This is a genomic window from Chryseobacterium gambrini (assembly GCF_027920505.1).
GTDB classification, from domain to species: domain Bacteria; phylum Bacteroidota; class Bacteroidia; order Flavobacteriales; family Weeksellaceae; genus Chryseobacterium; species Chryseobacterium gambrini.
Window position 1 is genome coordinate 2,001,519 of record NZ_CP115857.1, and the last position, 16,004, is coordinate 2,017,522.

Genomic DNA, 16,004 nt, shown 5'->3' on the forward strand with positions numbered 1-16,004 from the left:
TCAGGAATTTTGAAAAGAATCAGTATTTGTCTTATTTTGTTTTTGGGTGTTGCAGAAGTTTCTGCACAGAAAGATAGTATTTACATCGGGGCTAAATTATCTCAGGATAAAAAGATGCTTGATGTAACCGAAGAAATTGTGTATTTCAACAATTCGGAGAAAGAACTCAACACCATTAAGCTTTTGAATTGGGTCGCCGCATACAACAGGCGCGGAACTTCTCTGGTCTACCGAAAGCTGGAAGACAGAAATACCGATCTTCATTTTGCTAAAAAAAATGAGCTTGGTAAGCTGCTGAATTTACAGGTTAAAAATTCAGGCGAAGAAATTCCTGTAGGAGAAACTTCAGAGGAAAATATTTTTCTTCCTTTGAAAGAAACTCTGAAACCCGGAGAAAAAGTAAAACTTCAGCTTCAATATCAGATTCAGCTTCCTGATAAGAAATTTACCGGATATGGAACTTCTGATACCAACGTAGCGTTAAAATATTTCTTTATTGTTCCGGATCGCTTTGATCCGGACAATATTTCTAAAAGAGATTATGCCGATATCGAAGAAACCGTAAGTTACAATACGTTCTGGAGGGTAAACTTTGATCTTCCGGTTAATTATTTTGCAGAAAGTAACCTTTTACAGACACAGATCAATTCCTTCAACGGTTATCTGGATTCTGATCCTGAGTTTCTGATTTCACAAAACGAATATCCTTCCATTAATATCAATACGAACGATATTCATACGGAAATTAAGTTCGGTTACAATTTAAAGCCTGAAGAAAAAGAAAGTCTGGAATTTTATCTTCCTTTACATTTAAAATTCATCAAAGAAAGAATCGGTTCTGTTCCTGAAAGAATTTTTATTTCAGATAAATTCAGAAATAAGGAAGATTTTTTCGGGAATAATGATATCGCTTTCTGGAAATTCAGATTCCAGCTTTTTACCGATGCCGAAAAAACAGATCTTGACTATTTCGGAATTGTTGCCAAAAAAGTTTTAGATGAAATCACCATTACCGATAAACAGGATCATCACTGGTTCCGAAACGGACTGAAATCTTATCTGGAAATTCAGTACCTCAAAAAATTCTACGCAGATACTAAATTGCTGGGAAATTTACCTGAAACGAAAATTTTCGGGGTAAAACCTTTAAAATTATTTCATGCTTCGGATGTAAAACTGACTGAAAGATACGGTTTGGCGTATCAATACATCATGTCTCAGAATCTGGATCAGAAAATTGATGAAAATTATTCTGACCTGAGTAATTTTAACGATATGGCGATCAGTAATTTTGAAACTGGAACGCTTTTCAATTATTCTGCCGACAAAATGGGCTACGAAAATTTTGAAGCTCTTGTAAAAAATTTTATTGCTAAAAATACCGACAAAGAGATTGATCCTGCTGATTTTTTAAAAGAATTAGCAGAAAAAGATAAAAGAACATCTTACCTTCCTGAATTTCTTGAACATAAAAACAGGGTAAATTTCAGACTGAGAAAATTTAAAAGAGAAGGCGATTCTCTAAATGTAACCATCCAGAAAAATACTGCTGCAAACATTCCGGTGAAGTTGCAGACGACATCAAAAAACGGTGAAACCACAGAATATTGGGTTGAAACGGATGAAAACCAAAAGGAAAAAAAATTCTCAATTCCTGCTTTAGATACCTATAAAATAACACTGAATGACGATTACATTTTCCCGGAAGACAATTACAGAGATAACTTTTTGTATGCAAAAGGTTTCTTTTCCAATATGCGGAAAATAAAGCTTAAACTGATTAAAGATATTCCGAATCCTGAGTTCAATGAAATATACATCAATCCGAGGGTACGTTTCAGCAATACGTACGATAAATTTCTGATCGGATTTAACTTTAAAAATCAGTCGTTTTTCGATCAGAAGTTTCTGTATTCCATTACTCCGACTTACAGTACCGGAACAGGAAAACTGACAGGTTCGGGAGCCATTGCCTATTCTTTCCTTCCTGCTGAAAGTATCATCCGAAGTCTTACTTTCGGAGTTTCAGGATCTTATTTTCATTATGATTATGATCTTGCCTACCGAAAAGCTTCCATTTATTCTAATTTAAATTTCCGAAAAAACCCGAGAAGTACGGTAAGCAGAAGTTTAGGCATTTCTTATAATTATTTTGAAAGAGACCTTAATGCGTTGATGATTGCCAATAACGATTATGATCGCTATAATCTCTGGAGCGTTGGATATGGATATAACGACAGCCAGAGTATTCATGAAAAAAGTCTGGGTGTAAGCACACAGTGGATGGAAGATTTTCATAAAGTAACCGCAGAAGGCTTTTACCGATGGGAATTTGCGCCAAGACAAAAATTGAGTATACGTTTATTTGCAGGATATTTTATTAAAAACAATACAAGAAATAATACCTTCAATTACGGAATTTCCAGAGTTTCAGACTACTCCTTTTCCTATAATTTATTGGGACAGAGTGCAACAGGCGGAATTCTTTCCCAGCAATATGTTTTGGCGGACGGAGGATTTAAATCGTTCATTCCCGGAAGTGTAAATAAATGGATTACTTCAGTAAACATAGATACAAGTGTATGGAAAATTTTCCACGTCTATGCAGATGCAGGAGTTTATGACAACAAAAACCAATCGACGAAATTTATCTGGGACAGTGGCGTAAAAGTAAGAATCATTCCCGATTTTCTTGAAATTTATCTTCCTGTACAATCTTCTTTAGGTTTTGAACCCGGCTTTAAAGATTACGGAAAAAGAATACGATATACTTTAATTCTTAATCTGAGTTCTATTATTAATGCGGCAAGAAGAGGTTGGTATTAAAACTGACAAAAAAAATGACTATAAAAAAACCTCAGATGTGAAATCTGAGGCTTTGATATTTTGTATTAATTCTTTATTAAAGAACCAATTAGTCTTTCAGGATTTTTTGAGAAACCGGCTTATTGTTTACAGTACCTGTTACAATGTAATTTCCTTTTTGTAATTCAGCAACGCTTACAGATTCATTTTCTTTTACAGAAGCTGTTTTAACGATCTGTCCTAGCATGTTGTACACTTTTATATCTTTAGCATCAGCTCCGAAAGTAATCTCATCATTTTTAACAAAAGTATTTTTAACAAAGTTACCTCTTACTGTAGATAAATCAGTAACAGCTAAGGTTCCTGATGTAGAATTTTGTGGAGTTGGTGCACCCGCAGCAAAATCAGTATTATTATTATTCGTATCTCCTGAAATTCTTGCTACAGAGTTTGTATTTGAGGGAGCCGGAGCGGGTCCTGAACCTTCATACTGGCTTGCTGTTGTTCCAAATCCAACAAAATCAAGCACATTACCATCAGTAGGCGAAGTAACCTGTGTTGCATTACTTGCCAAAGCAACTTTTCCTGCCGTTGCTGACATTGCAAAACCAGCAGTAGTATTAGTTCCTGTTCCGAAATTTGTAGGAATAGGAGCAATATAATCGGGAGTTGGAAGGTTTGTTGTTCCTGCGTTACCCAACGCTTCCTGAACAAGATAAGTTTTACCAGGTGCTAAAGTAATATCGGGTAAAGTATGATACTGCGCAATAGCATTAGCAGCCGATCCATACTGTAAAGTTGCACCGCTTAATGTTACAGTTGTTGATCCAATATTCTTTAATTCAATAAAATCATTCTTATAAGTAGAGCCACTATTTCCTCCACCACCGTAGATTTCATTAATTACAATCTGGGCGTTCGCTAAAGCTGTTATCCCAATAATACTCAAAAAAGTAAAGATCTTTTTCATTGTTTTAAAACTTTAATTATTAATATTTTATACGAACAAATTTACAAAAAAACCACCATTTAAATTAAATGGTGGTGAGTATTTAACAAATTATTAAAATTATTTTTTAATAATTTTCTCAGAAACTTTTTTACCGTTTAGTATTCCCGTTACAATATAGGTCCCTTCTTTTAGTTCAGAAACATTTACAGATTGATTCTCTTTTACTGAAACAGACTTTATCATTTGTCCATTCATTGTATAAATTTTCACCTCTTTAGAGTCTGCTCCGAAAACAATTTCATTATTTGTTATTAAAGAGTTTTTAACAAAAGTATCTTTTGCTTTAGATAAATCGTTAGCAGATAATGTTCCTCCCAATTGCGTCCATGAAACATCATCTAAAACAATCTGTCTACTTCCTGTTGATCTAAATTCTATAACAACATCTCCAGGAGTATTTACGGTTACAGATCTTGTATAATTCGTATCCATTGCTGCTAATGAATAATTATCTACCTGAATATTATTAACATACACAGCCATCGTTCTGTTAGCACCAGTTCCTGCAGTAAAATAAGATCTTACAGTATAAGTAATTGTACCCACTCCGTTTGCTCCTGAATTGGCTTTTACATTTCTTGTTCCACTTGAGTCAAACCCAACGGAAGTTCCTGTAACGTTATCTGTAGAGGTAACTTTTCTTGCTCCTGAATATGTCCAAGTAACTCCATTATCTCCAGAATAACTTCCCCCGACATATGAACTTGCTGATGCATTTAAATTTGTAAATGATTCAGACCCTTGTGCAAAAGTTAATCCTGAAAAGCCAATTAAGGCTAAGAAATAAAGTTTTTTCATGACTTAAAAAATTTAATTATTAATAATTTACAGGCCAAAAGTACACCATTTTTTTTTAGTAATGCAATAATTGGGTTAATTTTCTGTTAATAATACTAAAACCCTTTCCATAAAGTATTTTTAAGTATTTTTACGCTTTATTTTTAGAGATTTGCGAAATTTTATTCTGATATTCGTGTTGTTGTTCGTGGGCATATTTTCAGGAAATGCTCAGGTATTTACATGGAAAAATCCCAATCTTCCGCAAGACACTCTTAAGAATGACAGTCTTAAGCAGGACAGTATCCTTGCAGCCAGATTTGAGCAGGATATTTTCGCAAAAGATACCCTCGATTTTGTTAAAACTAACAACCGCATCATTGTAGATGAAGGAGTTTTGGCTAAAAATGATAAAAAAAGATTTTTAGGGGAATTAAATTCCAAAGGATCCATCATTCGCGGGATTACGTTTGGTAACAATCAGGGGCAGTCTGTACAAAGTTCAATGGATTTACAAATTTCCGGAAGACTTTCAAAAGACGTAACCATTCTTGCAAGTATTTCGGATCATAATCTCCCGATTCAGGCAGATGGATATACACAAACGCTTGAGGAATTCGACAAAATTTATATGCAGCTTAATATCAAAGATAAATCGATATTGAGAGCGGGACATCTGGATTTGGTGGAAGCTAAAAATTATTTCGCTAAATATCAGCGAAGAAGCATGGGACTCGAATTTCAGACGGAATTCGGGAAAGAAAATAAAACCTTTGTGGATGTTTCGATGGGGGTTGCACGAAGTGAATTTCACAGAATCCGTTTTCAGGGAGTGGAAGGAAATCAAGGACCTTATCGATTGACAGGAAAAAATGGAGAGCAGTTTATCACTTTAATTTCAGGTTCTGAACAGGTTTTCATCGACGGAATCTTGATGAAGCGTGGTGAAAATCAGGATTATATCATCAATTACAATACCGGAGAAGTTACTTTTACCAGTTTCCGACCAATTTTCCAGCAGAATTTCATCACCATATCTTATAATTATACCAATAGAAATTATTCCAGATATTTATTTACCGGAAAAGTTGAGCATAAAAGGGAAAAACTGAAGCTCGGACTGAACTGGTTTATGGAAAACGACAATAAAAACGCACCGCTTTCTTTAAATCTTTCACAGGAAGATCAGCAGATTCTTGCAGATGCCGGAAACAATCCGAATTTAATGTATGCTCCATCAGGTGTGGTTACAGAATATGATGTCAATAAAATCTTATACAAACTGGTTCAAAGCTCGGGAGGAAATTATTATGAGTTTTCAACCGATGCCACACAAACATTGTACAGCGTTTCTTATACGTATTTCGGGGCTAATTTAGGAGATTACAAAATTACGCAGACAACCAACAACGGGCGTGTTTTCGCTTACGTTGGTCCCAACATGGGAGATTATCGTGCCGTAAGAAAACTTCCTTCACCGGAAAAATCTCAGGTGTATTCTGTAAATTCGGAATATTTATTGAAAGACGGAAAAATAGGAGCCGATATTTCTTTGAGCAATTATGATGTCAATTTATTTTCATCAAAAGATTCTCAGCAAAATATAGGATATGCATGGAGAATTTTCGGAAACAAAACCTTCACCAAAAACAACTGGAAAGGAACTCCGAATTTCGAATATCAATACATAGACAAGCAGTTTCATATTTTAGACCGAATTAATGATGTGGAATTCTCAAGAGATTTCAATCTGGCGCAGGAATTCAGCGGAAGAACGCAGAACAGATTTATTTTCAGCTTTTTGAACAAATGGAACAATAAATCAACATTAAATTACCGAATCAACTATCTTGATGAGCAGGAAACATATAAAGGAATTAAAAATGATCTTGATTTTGGATGGATCAGCGGTAAATTTTTCACAAAAGGAAATTTATCCTATCTGAATACCAATGCTGTACTTCAGGACACCAAATTCATCAGAGGCGGGGTTTCCACTGAGTTTACCGGTAAAAAAGGAAGCTGGGCAATTGGCGGAAGCATGGAACACAACGAAAAGAAGTACAACGATACTCAGCTTATGGATGTTACCAGTTTTAGCTGGAAAGAAATTTTTGTTCAGAAAAAAATCGGAGACAGTACAAGAACCAAACTTTTGGCAAAGGTTTATATGCGAGATAATGATTCTGTGCGGGACAACCGACTTCAGAATATGAATAATATTTTGGGAATTATGGCAGAAAGCCAGATCATCAAAACAGAAAAAACAACGCTGAATGCCCTACTCCACTACAGAAAGTTCTTTTATCAGAATCAGGATGTTGATCTTTCGAGAAACAATGACTTCGTTGTCGGAAATATTCTTTATAATCAGCAGCTTTTCAAGAACGGAATGCGTTTGCAGGCTTTCTATGAACTTGGGAACGGACAGGAAGCACAAAGAGAGTTTCAGTATATTAAAGTGACGGACGGACAGGGAATTTACAAATGGACGGATTACAACGGAGACGGTGTTCAGCAGCTTGATGAATTTGAAATTGCCGAATATTCCGATTTGGCGCAGTACATCAGAATTTACACGAATTCTGTCCGATATATTCCTTCCAACAAAAATAAAATTCAGCTCGCCTTATTTGTGAATCCATCGATTGTTTTTAATTCTGAAAATAAATTTTTAAAACGCTGGAATTTCAATATTTCATTAAACTCACAAAATTCATTCTTCAAAAAAGACAAAGTTCTGGTTTTGAATCCTTTTGAGAAGAGTGATGACATGATTCTTAAAAATCAGAATATTCTGGCTTCCGCACAGTTCAGTCCGACTGACAAATCCGGCTGGAACGGAAATTACCGTTTCATCTCCAATGATAACCTCATCAATGCGAATTTCAGTAATGAGGAGCGCGAACAGGTTTCGCATTTCCTGAATATCGGCTATTGGTTTAATAAAGAATTCCGTATCGACTGGGAAAATTCGGTTCATGATATTCAAAATTCTTCACAGTTATTTTCTACAAGAGATTACCGTCTGAATAATTTTGAAACAAAACCAAAGGCAACCTATAAGTTTACCGATGCCATTCAGGCAGAACTTTCTTCGGCATTCCGCCAAAAACAGAGAGTGGATGGAGAAGAATTCCTCAAAGCTTTCGACGTTACGGGAACCATTCAGTGGGAACGCAGAAAAACTTCCATCAGAGGAAATTTCTCGTTCATTAATAATACTTTCAACGGTAACAATTTCAGTATTGTCGGAAACCAGATGTTGGATGGTTTAAAACCGGGGAAAAATCAGGTGTGGAGTGTTTTCATTCAGCAGGCGATTAATTCTTTCCTTCAGCTAAATTTAAATTACGAAGGCAGAAACTCCGGAGACCGCACAATTCATATCGGAAGTATGCAGGTGAAGGCGAGTTTTTAGAGTCGGAGGATTTTGAGTTGGAGAGTTTGAGTGTTGGAGAGTTTTTGAATCGGAGAGTTTGAGGGTTTGAGTGTTTTAAATTTCTTGCTTAGTATTATAATTTACCTGAGATTTTCGTTTTTTACACTGCTTATTTTACAGCAATTACATTAATAGAAATTATCAAATTCTGAAATGCTCAGAAATTCGTAAATTTGCACCATGATAAAAATTGGCAATATAGAACTGCCGGAATTTCCGCTTTTGCTTGCACCGATGGAAGATGTGAGTGATCCGCCGTTCAGAAGACTTTGCAAAATGCACGGAGCAGATTTAATGTATTCGGAGTTTATCTCTTCGGAAGGGTTAATTCGTGATGCTATCAAGAGCCGTAAAAAGCTTGATATTTTCGATTACGAAAGACCTGTCGGAATTCAGATTTTTGGAGGTGACGAAGAAGCAATGGCAATGTCTGCAAGAATTGTGGAAACGGTAAATCCGGATCTGGTTGATATCAATTTCGGATGTCCTGTAAAAAAAGTGGTCTGTAAAGGAGCAGGAGCAGGAGTTTTGAAGGATATTGATCTGATGGTTCGTCTTACCAAAGCCGTAGTGCGTTCTACAAGTCTTCCTGTAACGGTAAAAACGCGTTTGGGTTGGGACAGTACTTCCATTAATATTGATGAAGTGGCAGAACGTCTTCAGGAAACAGGCATCAAAGCATTAACCATTCACGCGAGAACCCGTGCGCAGATGTACAAAGGGGAAGCTGACTGGGAACATATTTCAAGAATTAAACAAAATCCTAATATAGAGATTCCTATTTTTGGGAACGGTGATATCGATTCTCCAGAAAAAGCATTGGAGTACAAACAAAAATATGCGTGCGACGGTATTATGATCGGTCGTGCAGCGATTGGTTATCCCTGGATTTTTAACGAAATCAAGCATTTCTTTAAAACCGGAGAACATTTGCTTACTCCTACAATCGAAGACCGATTACTGGCTGTTCGTCAACACGCAGAATGGAGCGCAGAATGGAAAGGCGAAAGATTAGGACTGGTGGAAATGAGACAGCATTACAGCAATTATTTCCGTGGAGTTCCTCACTTCAAAGATTTCAGAAAGAAATTTTTAGAAGTGTTTACTTTAGCAGAAATGGATGCGCTGATTAAAGAAACGCAGGAGTTTTATACTGAATATTTAGCGCAACAGGCATAAAAAAATAAACCATCAACAGTAAGTTGATGGTTTTTTATTTTCACTGTTAGTTTTTTCCTTTCCTTTAGTATCCTTCCGAAGCTGATTGATTTTTAATTAACGCCAATGCAGATGAAGTTCCTATTCTTTTTACACCAAGACTGATCATTTTTTCGGCATCTTCCGGAGTTCTTACTCCTCCTGCTGCTTTTACAGGAAGTTTTCCGGCGTTTTCCAGCATGATTTTAATTCCTTCAAAGGTTGCTCCGTTGGGTTTTCCTCCTTCTGTCTCATAGAAACCTGTGGAAGACTTTACGAAAATTTTAGACAAATCGTTTTCAGAAAAGTTTTCTTCTGCCCAACCTGAAATGTTTTTGGTAAGATCAGCAATTTGCTCATCGTTTAAAGCGGCAATTTCGATGATCCATTTTGCAATTTTATGATGTTCCAGACAAAACTTAGTACATTGTAAAAACTCCTCTTTTACGAGTTCAAGATCACCTTGCAGATAAGCACTGTAATTGATCACAAAATCCAGTTCATCTGCTCCGTCAGCAACTGCTTTTTCAGCCTCTGCAAGTTTTTCGCCTACAGAACAGGTTCCTTCATGAAACCCGATCACCGTTCCTACCACAACATCTGCATTCTTTTCCTGAATATATTTTTTAATTTCAGAAACATAATCGGGACGGATCATTACGGCAAAAATACCATGATCTATCGCTTCCTGCGTGAGTTCTATATCTTTCTGTAAAGTTTCTTCTTGTGACAGCCCAGACTGTGCAGGTGTTTTCAAATATGTTGAATCCAGATATTTTGCAATATTCATAATTTATTATACTTTCAGTTGTCTGTAAATACCCTGTTCCAAAGATATGAAAGTTTCTGTTCTTATCACCCCTTTTAGTTGCTGAAGCTTACTCAGAATCTGCATAAGATGGTCGTTATCTTTACAAAGAACTTTCAGGAAAATGGTATAATTCCCTGTTGTGTAATGTGCTTCCACCACCTCATTAATATCCTTAAGCGATTTTACCATGTCCGGATAATGACTTGGCTGATCCAGAAATACCCCGATGTAGGAAATCACTTTATATCCTATCTTTTTAGGATTAAGAAAGGAAATAGAATTTTCGATTACTCCCGCCTGTTCCAGTTTTTTAATTCTCTGGTGAACTGCCGTTGTGGAGATCCCTACATTTTTAGAAATATGAGCTAAAGAGGATTTGGCATTATCCATCAACATATAGATAATTTCCTTATCGATTGAATCTAACTGATAACTCGTGTTGTTTGAATTTTTCATTCTTTCTACTTTATTTATGTTTTTTACGTCTGTTACAAATTCCTGAATTTTATAAAAACCGGAAAATGGTCGCTGTAGCCTCCCAGATACCTCGTTCCTGCGTAGGTTCTGTAGGGTCTGCCTGCAAATTTTCTGTCACGGCTGCTGAGTTTTTCAGAATTGAATATTTTTGCCTCCTGAAATTTCAGACCACGGTCATCATTAAAGAAAGACTTCGATAAAATGATCTGGTCATACAGCAATCCCGATTTATAATGAAAAGTAGAATAATTTCTCGTGGAAAACAGACGCTGGAAAGGATTTTCCAATACTTTTATTCCTGCATCATCAAAAAGAATTTTTACTAAATTTTCATCATCTGGGTTTTCATTAAAATCACCGCACAGTAATACGTTTTCTTTATCATTATGTACAAGCTTCAGAATTCTTTCCCGAATTTCAGAAAGGATAAAGTCTCTTTTGGGCTTATTAACATCTTTTTCGCGTTTAGAGGGAAGATGCGCGATAAAAACATTAATAATTTCGTCTTTATATCTTACTTTCGAGTAAAGAATATCTCTTGTTGTATCGTAATTTCCTGTGCTTCTGTTTATAATTTCAAAGAAGAAGGTAATGGTTTCTGAATCTATTACTTCCACTTTGTTTTTATCATATAATAAGGCTACATCTACCCTTCTTTCGTCCATAGAATTGTAGTGTACAATTCCGTATTGCGAATTGAAAGGTTCCATCTCCACAAGATCTTCCAGAACTTTCCTTCCGGAAACTTCAGAAAGGCCGATCATAAAAGGCAGAACACCGTCCTCCTCCTTCATCAGTCTGAAAACATGTGCAATTTTGGAAAGCTTATTCCGGTATCTTCCTTCATCCCAATTTCTGAGTCCTGATATCGTAGGATCTAATTTATGCTTTGGTTTCGGATCCGGTAAAAATAGATTTTCAACGTTGTAAAAACTAAACAGCTCCATTACCACACTTTTCTGATTTCAAACAATTCCTTTTTTTTAATTGATTATGTAAATTTATTATTTTATTTAATATATCGTCAATAATTTTAACAAATTTCGATAATTAATTTTATCACTCAAATATAGATAATTAAAAGAATATTTTAAATCAAATAGATAAATTTAATTAAAAATATTATGCATTATACAATATTCACCTTTAAGCTCAAATAAAATCAGTTTTTTAAATTTAGATTTTTGTTAGAAAAAATTCTATGAACAGTTAGGTAATAGGAATTTTTTCAACCATTTTTACAACAACAGCTATGATTTGCTATTGTCAAAATTTCAATAAAATTTGCCGATTATTTACAACTCTGATTGTTTTTATCTATTTTAAAGCAAGTCCGGACGCTTTTCTGTGGTTATCCTTACAGCTTCATCATGTCTCCATTCTTCAATTTTGGCAAAATTTCCGCTCAGCAAGACTTTAGGAACTTCTAAACCTTTGTAAACTTCCGGTCTTGTATAGATCGGAGGAGATAAAAGATCGTCCTGAAAACTGTCCGTCAAAGCACTTTGTTCGTCATTCAGAACACCCGGAAGCAGACGGATGACAGAGTCTGCAAGAACGCAGGCTGCCAATTCTCCGCCGGTAAGAACATAATCTCCAATCGAAATTTCTCTGGTAATATGCAGATCTCTCACACGCTGGTCGATTCCTTTATAATGACCGCATAGGAAAATGAGATTATTTTTAATAGAAAGTGTATTGGCAATTTTCTGGTTTAACGTAACTCCATCCGGCGTAAGATAAATCACCTCATCATACTCTCTCTGGGATTTTAATTCTGAAATGCAGTTATCCAGCGGTTCTACCATCATTACCATTCCTGCGCCGCCGCCGTAAGGTTCATCATCAATCTGTTTTTTTTTGTTGATTCCCCAATCTCTCAAATGATGGAAATGCACTTCTGCCAAACCTTTATCAATTGCTCTTCTTAAAATAGAAGTTTTAAACGGACTTTCCATCAGTTCCGGAAGTACGCTTATTATATCAATTCTCATTGTACTGTTTCGTTTTTCTTATTTGGCAAAATTATCAATCTTAAAGAAGAATCTTTATTAAAATAGCTCCACATCCAGTTAAAGAACACGGCAAGCTTGTTTCTTACACTCAAAATAAGCATTAAATGTAAAAACATCCAGAAATACCACGCCAGAAATCCCTGAAATTTAACAAATGGTAAATCTACGACCGCTCTGTGTTTTCCGATGGTAGCCAAAGAACCTTTGTCGTCGTACTCATACTCCACCCATTCACCCGCATTCTTCTTTAAGAGATTCCTTCCCAAATTTTTTGCCTGATTAATTGCTACGTTTGCCACCTGCGGATGACCCTGCGGATATTTCGGAGTTTCCATATATGCAATATCTCCGATTGCAAAGACATTATCATAGCCTTTTATTTTATTGTATCGGTCTGTAATGTATCTGTTTTTTATTAATTTTTCGGCAGGAAAACCATCTAAAACATTTCCCGTAACGCTTACTGCCCAGATTACATTATTGGACGGAATGGTTTTTCCGCTTTTCATATACACTTTATCGCCGTCATAATCTGTAACGTATTCCTGGCTTAAAAATGTAACGCCTAAATCTTTTAAATATTCTTCAGATTTTTGCTGAGCTTCCGCACTCATTACCGCCAAGGGTTTCTCTGTAGAACTTACCAGAATAATCTTCAGATGATCGAAATTCATGTATGGATAATCGCGCGGAAGAATTTCTTTTTTCATTTCAGAGAAAGCTCCGGCTAATTCTACTCCGGTCGGTCCGCTTCCTACGATTACGATATTCCAGTTTCCGTCGTCGCTTCGGCTCTTTTCTAGAATCAGCTTTTCGAAAGTCATTAAAACATGATTCCGGATACTGATTGCTTCCTGAGTATTTTTCATTCCGAAAGCTTTTCCTGCAAGATCATTATTGCCAAAAAAATTGGTTTTACATCCTGTTGCGATGATGAGTTTATCGTAGGTAAATTCCGCTTCGTCGGTGATGACTTTATTATTTGCGGTATCGATTTCCTTAACCTCCGTTAAACGAAACTGGGTATTTCTGGAACGCTGAAAAATTTTTCTGAAAGGAAAAGAAATATTGGAAGGTTCTATCCTTCCGCATGCGACCTGATAGAAAAGCGGCTGAAACATATGATGGTTTACCCGATCCAGAACAATAACCTTTTTGTTCTTGTTATTCAACGTTTTCGCAAGCTGCAGCCCCGCAAAACCTCCTCCAATGATGATGATCTTTTCGCGTGTTTCCATAGTACACAAATTTACTGATTTTATTTAGCATTTAGAAGTGAAAAAAGTTAGTTTTGTAAATCTTTATTCACAAACGATGTACAGCAAAAAAACCGCCAAAAAGATCCATCAGAACCGCCGGAAAAAATATCTTTTCCGCAGAAAAATTGTGCTGGGAATTTTAATTATTGCTCTTATCGGAACAGGATTGTATTTAAGGCAGTCCATAAGCTATTATTACGCTTTATATTTCAATAAATTTACTCACAGAAAGCTTCACAACAATGAAACGGAAACGCTGAGAATTCAAAAAATCCTTTCCAATAATTTAGATAAAACTTACGGGTTTGATATTTCGCATTATCAGAATAAAGAAGACATCAAATGGGACAGCCTTACTATCGGAAACAAAACCATTCCGTTGGAGTTTGTGGTGATGCGTGCAACGATGGGAAACCGAAATGCCGACAAACATTTTTCTGATTTCTGGGAACAGGCAAAAAAACAGAATTTAATCCGCGGAGCCTATCATTTTTACAGAGCAGATGAAGACCCTGTGATTCAGGCGAATAATTTCCTGGAAAATGTAAAGCTCGAAAGCGGTGATCTTCCGCCGATTTTGGATATTGAGAAAATCCCGAAACGCAAAACGAATAAAAAACTGGTTGAAGACCTTAAAGTGTGGTGCAAAATTGTAGAGGAAACTTACGGAGAAAAACCCATTATTTATACGTATTATCATTATTACAAAGATTTTCTGAAGGGCGAATTTGATGATTATCCGCTCTGGCTAGCTAATTACAATGATGTTCCGGCTCCCTCACCCGATGCAGACTGGGATTTCTGGCAGTTTACAGAAAACGGAATCGTGCACGGAATTAATACAAAAGTAGATCTGGATATTTACAACGGAAGTTCGTGGTCTTTGAAGAGGCTGACTTTGAATTGATTTTCTTTCCTGTGATTTTGCAAATTTTAAACATCTGAAACTTTGGCTGAAGCCAATCGAAAAACATTATATTGTTAATGGGCTGAAGCCCGTTTTTATTGATGAAAATATCAAACTAAAACCTGTGTGAATTCTATATAAAACTATTTAAACGGCTTTCTTTGAATCCATTCTGTTTTGGGAGAAATAGAAGGAAAAATAGTTTTCAGGAAAGGATTAATCATGAAATTATTATGCTTAATTAAACCAAAAATTTCAGTCGGCTCTGCTCCGATCGTTGATTTGATCTCTAAAGCTGTTCTTCCGAAAATAATTCTTTCAAAACGATGATGAATTCCAAATTCCACCATATCGAAAAGCATATTGAGATAGATCTGCTTTTGTTTCTGACAGTCTTTTTCGTAGCCTAAAAAGTAGGTATCGATATCTTTGTTATTGAGGATCATGGTATAAAAACCAATTAGTTTTTCATTCGAAAAATATCCGAAAAGCCTGAAATTGTCTCCAAGATTTTCTTTCATGCTTTCAAAATGATTTTCTCTGAGAAAAAAGGTATTGAAAGGGGCATTTTCTGCCACATTCTGATAAAGAACATTCATTTCAGACTGATATTTTCTGATCATGTCTAATTGGAGTTCTTTTTTAATGATTCCTTCCAGTTTCTTTTTGGCAGTTTTGGCTCTTGCCCTGTATTTCTTCGAAAAATCATTGATATAATCATCAAAATTATTCCAGTTTTCTCTTATCCGAAGAATCATGTTCGGCTGAACGGAAAATCTGAAATATTTCCGATGTTTTTCTCCTTCAAAGTATTTCACAAAATTCGACTGGTAATCTTTATATATAATTAAGGATGTTTTTCTTATTTCCTTCTGCATTTTATAAACGGCTTCTTCCAGAAGCGGAATCACTTCTTCGGAAGTAATTTTTGAAACATCAAAATAAAATCCGTTCTGTCCTGTAAGCATATTATTTCCCAAAATCATCACATCTCTACTGAACTTTTTTGCAACAAAGTTTCTGATGCTGCAGAATATTGCATTGTTCTGAAAGGTCTTATGCTGCAGAAAACTGAGATACTGAAACAAAGCACCGCCAATCAGTTCATTTTCTTTGAAAAAACCGACAAAGAAGCATTCCATGTTTTGCGGTCTGGAATTTTCTAATGCACGAAAATATTCTCCGGAAAGCAGAATATTGTGATTTCCGATCACAACATTCCAGTCTTCCGGCAAATCGGCAACTGACTGAAAAATTCTTAAAGTATATGACATAAAAAAGGCTACGCAAAAGTAGCCTTAA

12 protein-coding genes are annotated in these 16,004 nt (G+C 35.8%); 4 read left to right on the plus strand and 8 right to left on the minus strand.

Annotated elements, in window-relative coordinates:
* Window positions 1-9 precede the first annotated feature (9 nt).
* Entirely contained in the window at window positions 10-2,826 is a 2,817-nt protein-coding gene (locus PFY09_RS09025) for a gluzincin family metallopeptidase (RefSeq protein ID WP_271162189.1), read from the plus strand.
* 88 nt (window positions 2,827-2,914) lie between these two features.
* On the opposite strand, the gene PFY09_RS09030 is transcribed toward PFY09_RS09025, so the two are convergent.
* Window positions 2,915-3,775, minus strand: coding sequence for a lamin tail domain-containing protein (locus tag PFY09_RS09030; RefSeq protein ID WP_271162190.1), 861 nt, complete (start codon window positions 3,773-3,775; stop codon window positions 2,915-2,917).
* 99 nt (window positions 3,776-3,874) lie between these two features.
* A complete protein-coding gene (locus PFY09_RS09035; RefSeq protein WP_271162191.1) occupies window positions 3,875-4,615 on the minus strand; it encodes a T9SS type A sorting domain-containing protein in 741 nt (246 codons plus the stop codon).
* A gap of 187 nt (window positions 4,616-4,802) precedes the next feature.
* On the opposite strand from PFY09_RS09035, the gene PFY09_RS09040 reads away from it, so the two are divergent.
* Both PFY09_RS09040 and dusB read left to right on the plus strand, forming a co-directional pair.
* Window positions 4,803-8,015 carry a hypothetical protein gene (locus PFY09_RS09040; protein WP_268055079.1) on the plus strand — a complete coding sequence of 1,071 codons (3,213 nt, stop codon included), beginning with the start codon at window positions 4,803-4,805 and terminating at the stop codon, window positions 8,013-8,015.
* A 201-nt stretch (window positions 8,016-8,216) separates the two neighbouring features.
* Window positions 8,217-9,215 (plus strand): tRNA dihydrouridine synthase DusB, encoded by a 999-nt coding sequence (dusB, locus tag PFY09_RS09045; protein WP_271162192.1) that lies wholly within the window; start codon window positions 8,217-8,219, stop codon window positions 9,213-9,215.
* A gap of 64 nt (window positions 9,216-9,279) precedes the next feature.
* On the opposite strand, the gene deoC is transcribed toward dusB, so the two are convergent.
* From deoC to PFY09_RS09070, 5 genes are all read right to left on the minus strand, one after another.
* Entirely contained in the window at window positions 9,280-10,023 is a 744-nt protein-coding gene (gene deoC, locus PFY09_RS09050; protein WP_408640185.1) for a deoxyribose-phosphate aldolase, read from the minus strand.
* A gap of 6 nt (window positions 10,024-10,029) precedes the next feature.
* On the minus strand, window positions 10,030-10,500 hold the full coding sequence (locus PFY09_RS09055; protein WP_076390855.1) for an Lrp/AsnC ligand binding domain-containing protein: 471 nt from the start codon (window positions 10,498-10,500) through the stop codon (window positions 10,030-10,032).
* A gap of 32 nt (window positions 10,501-10,532) precedes the next feature.
* Window positions 10,533-11,468, minus strand: a complete 936-nt coding sequence (locus tag PFY09_RS09060; RefSeq protein WP_271162193.1) for an endonuclease/exonuclease/phosphatase family protein — start codon at window positions 11,466-11,468, stop codon at window positions 10,533-10,535.
* A gap of 375 nt (window positions 11,469-11,843) precedes the next feature.
* Window positions 11,844-12,515: a tRNA (guanosine(37)-N1)-methyltransferase TrmD gene (gene trmD, locus PFY09_RS09065; protein ID WP_076390853.1), complete on the minus strand. Its 672-nt coding sequence runs from the start codon at window positions 12,513-12,515 to the stop codon at window positions 11,844-11,846.
* The gene (locus PFY09_RS09070) at window positions 12,512-13,774 is read right to left on the minus strand and encodes an NAD(P)/FAD-dependent oxidoreductase (protein WP_271162194.1); all 1,263 of its coding nucleotides are present in this window, start codon (window positions 13,772-13,774) and stop codon (window positions 12,512-12,514) included. Before PFY09_RS09070 ends, trmD begins: the two co-directional genes overlap by 4 nt.
* A gap of 76 nt (window positions 13,775-13,850) precedes the next feature.
* Between PFY09_RS09070 and PFY09_RS09075 the strand changes: the two genes are divergently transcribed.
* The gene (locus tag PFY09_RS09075; protein WP_271162195.1) at window positions 13,851-14,702 is read left to right on the plus strand and encodes a glycoside hydrolase family 25 protein; all 852 of its coding nucleotides are present in this window, start codon (window positions 13,851-13,853) and stop codon (window positions 14,700-14,702) included.
* Between the two features lie 143 nt (window positions 14,703-14,845).
* Here the strand turns inward: PFY09_RS09075 and PFY09_RS09080 are convergent, their stop codons facing one another.
* Window positions 14,846-15,976, minus strand: coding sequence for a peptidogalycan biosysnthesis protein (locus PFY09_RS09080; protein ID WP_271162196.1), 1,131 nt, complete (start codon window positions 15,974-15,976; stop codon window positions 14,846-14,848).
* Between the last annotated feature and the right edge of the window lie 28 nt (window positions 15,977-16,004).

What these genes read in the sequence shown, in the direction of transcription:
- PFY09_RS09030 (WP_271162190.1), bottom strand. Translation starts at nt 3,775, where the DNA reads ATGAAAAAGATCTTTACTTTTTTGAGTATTATTGGGATAACAGCTTTA.
- PFY09_RS09035 (WP_271162191.1), bottom strand. Translation starts at nt 4,615, where the DNA reads ATGAAAAAACTTTATTTCTTAGCCTTAATTGGCTTTTCAGGATTAACT.
- dusB (WP_271162192.1), top strand. Translation starts at nt 8,217, where the DNA reads ATGATAAAAATTGGCAATATAGAACTGCCGGAATTTCCGCTTTTGCTT.
- deoC (WP_408640185.1), bottom strand. Translation starts at nt 10,023, where the DNA reads ATGAATATTGCAAAATATCTGGATTCAACATATTTGAAAACACCTGCA.
- PFY09_RS09055 (WP_076390855.1), bottom strand. Translation starts at nt 10,500, where the DNA reads ATGAAAAATTCAAACAACACGAGTTATCAGTTAGATTCAATCGATAAG.
- PFY09_RS09060 (WP_271162193.1), bottom strand. Translation starts at nt 11,468, where the DNA reads ATGGAGCTGTTTAGTTTTTACAACGTTGAAAATCTATTTTTACCGGAT.
- trmD (WP_076390853.1), bottom strand. Translation starts at nt 12,515, where the DNA reads ATGAGAATTGATATAATAAGCGTACTTCCGGAACTGATGGAAAGTCCG.
- PFY09_RS09070 (WP_271162194.1), bottom strand. Translation starts at nt 13,774, where the DNA reads ATGGAAACACGCGAAAAGATCATCATCATTGGAGGAGGTTTTGCGGGG.
- PFY09_RS09075 (WP_271162195.1), top strand. Translation starts at nt 13,851, where the DNA reads ATGTACAGCAAAAAAACCGCCAAAAAGATCCATCAGAACCGCCGGAAA.
- PFY09_RS09080 (WP_271162196.1), bottom strand. Translation starts at nt 15,976, where the DNA reads ATGTCATATACTTTAAGAATTTTTCAGTCAGTTGCCGATTTGCCGGAA.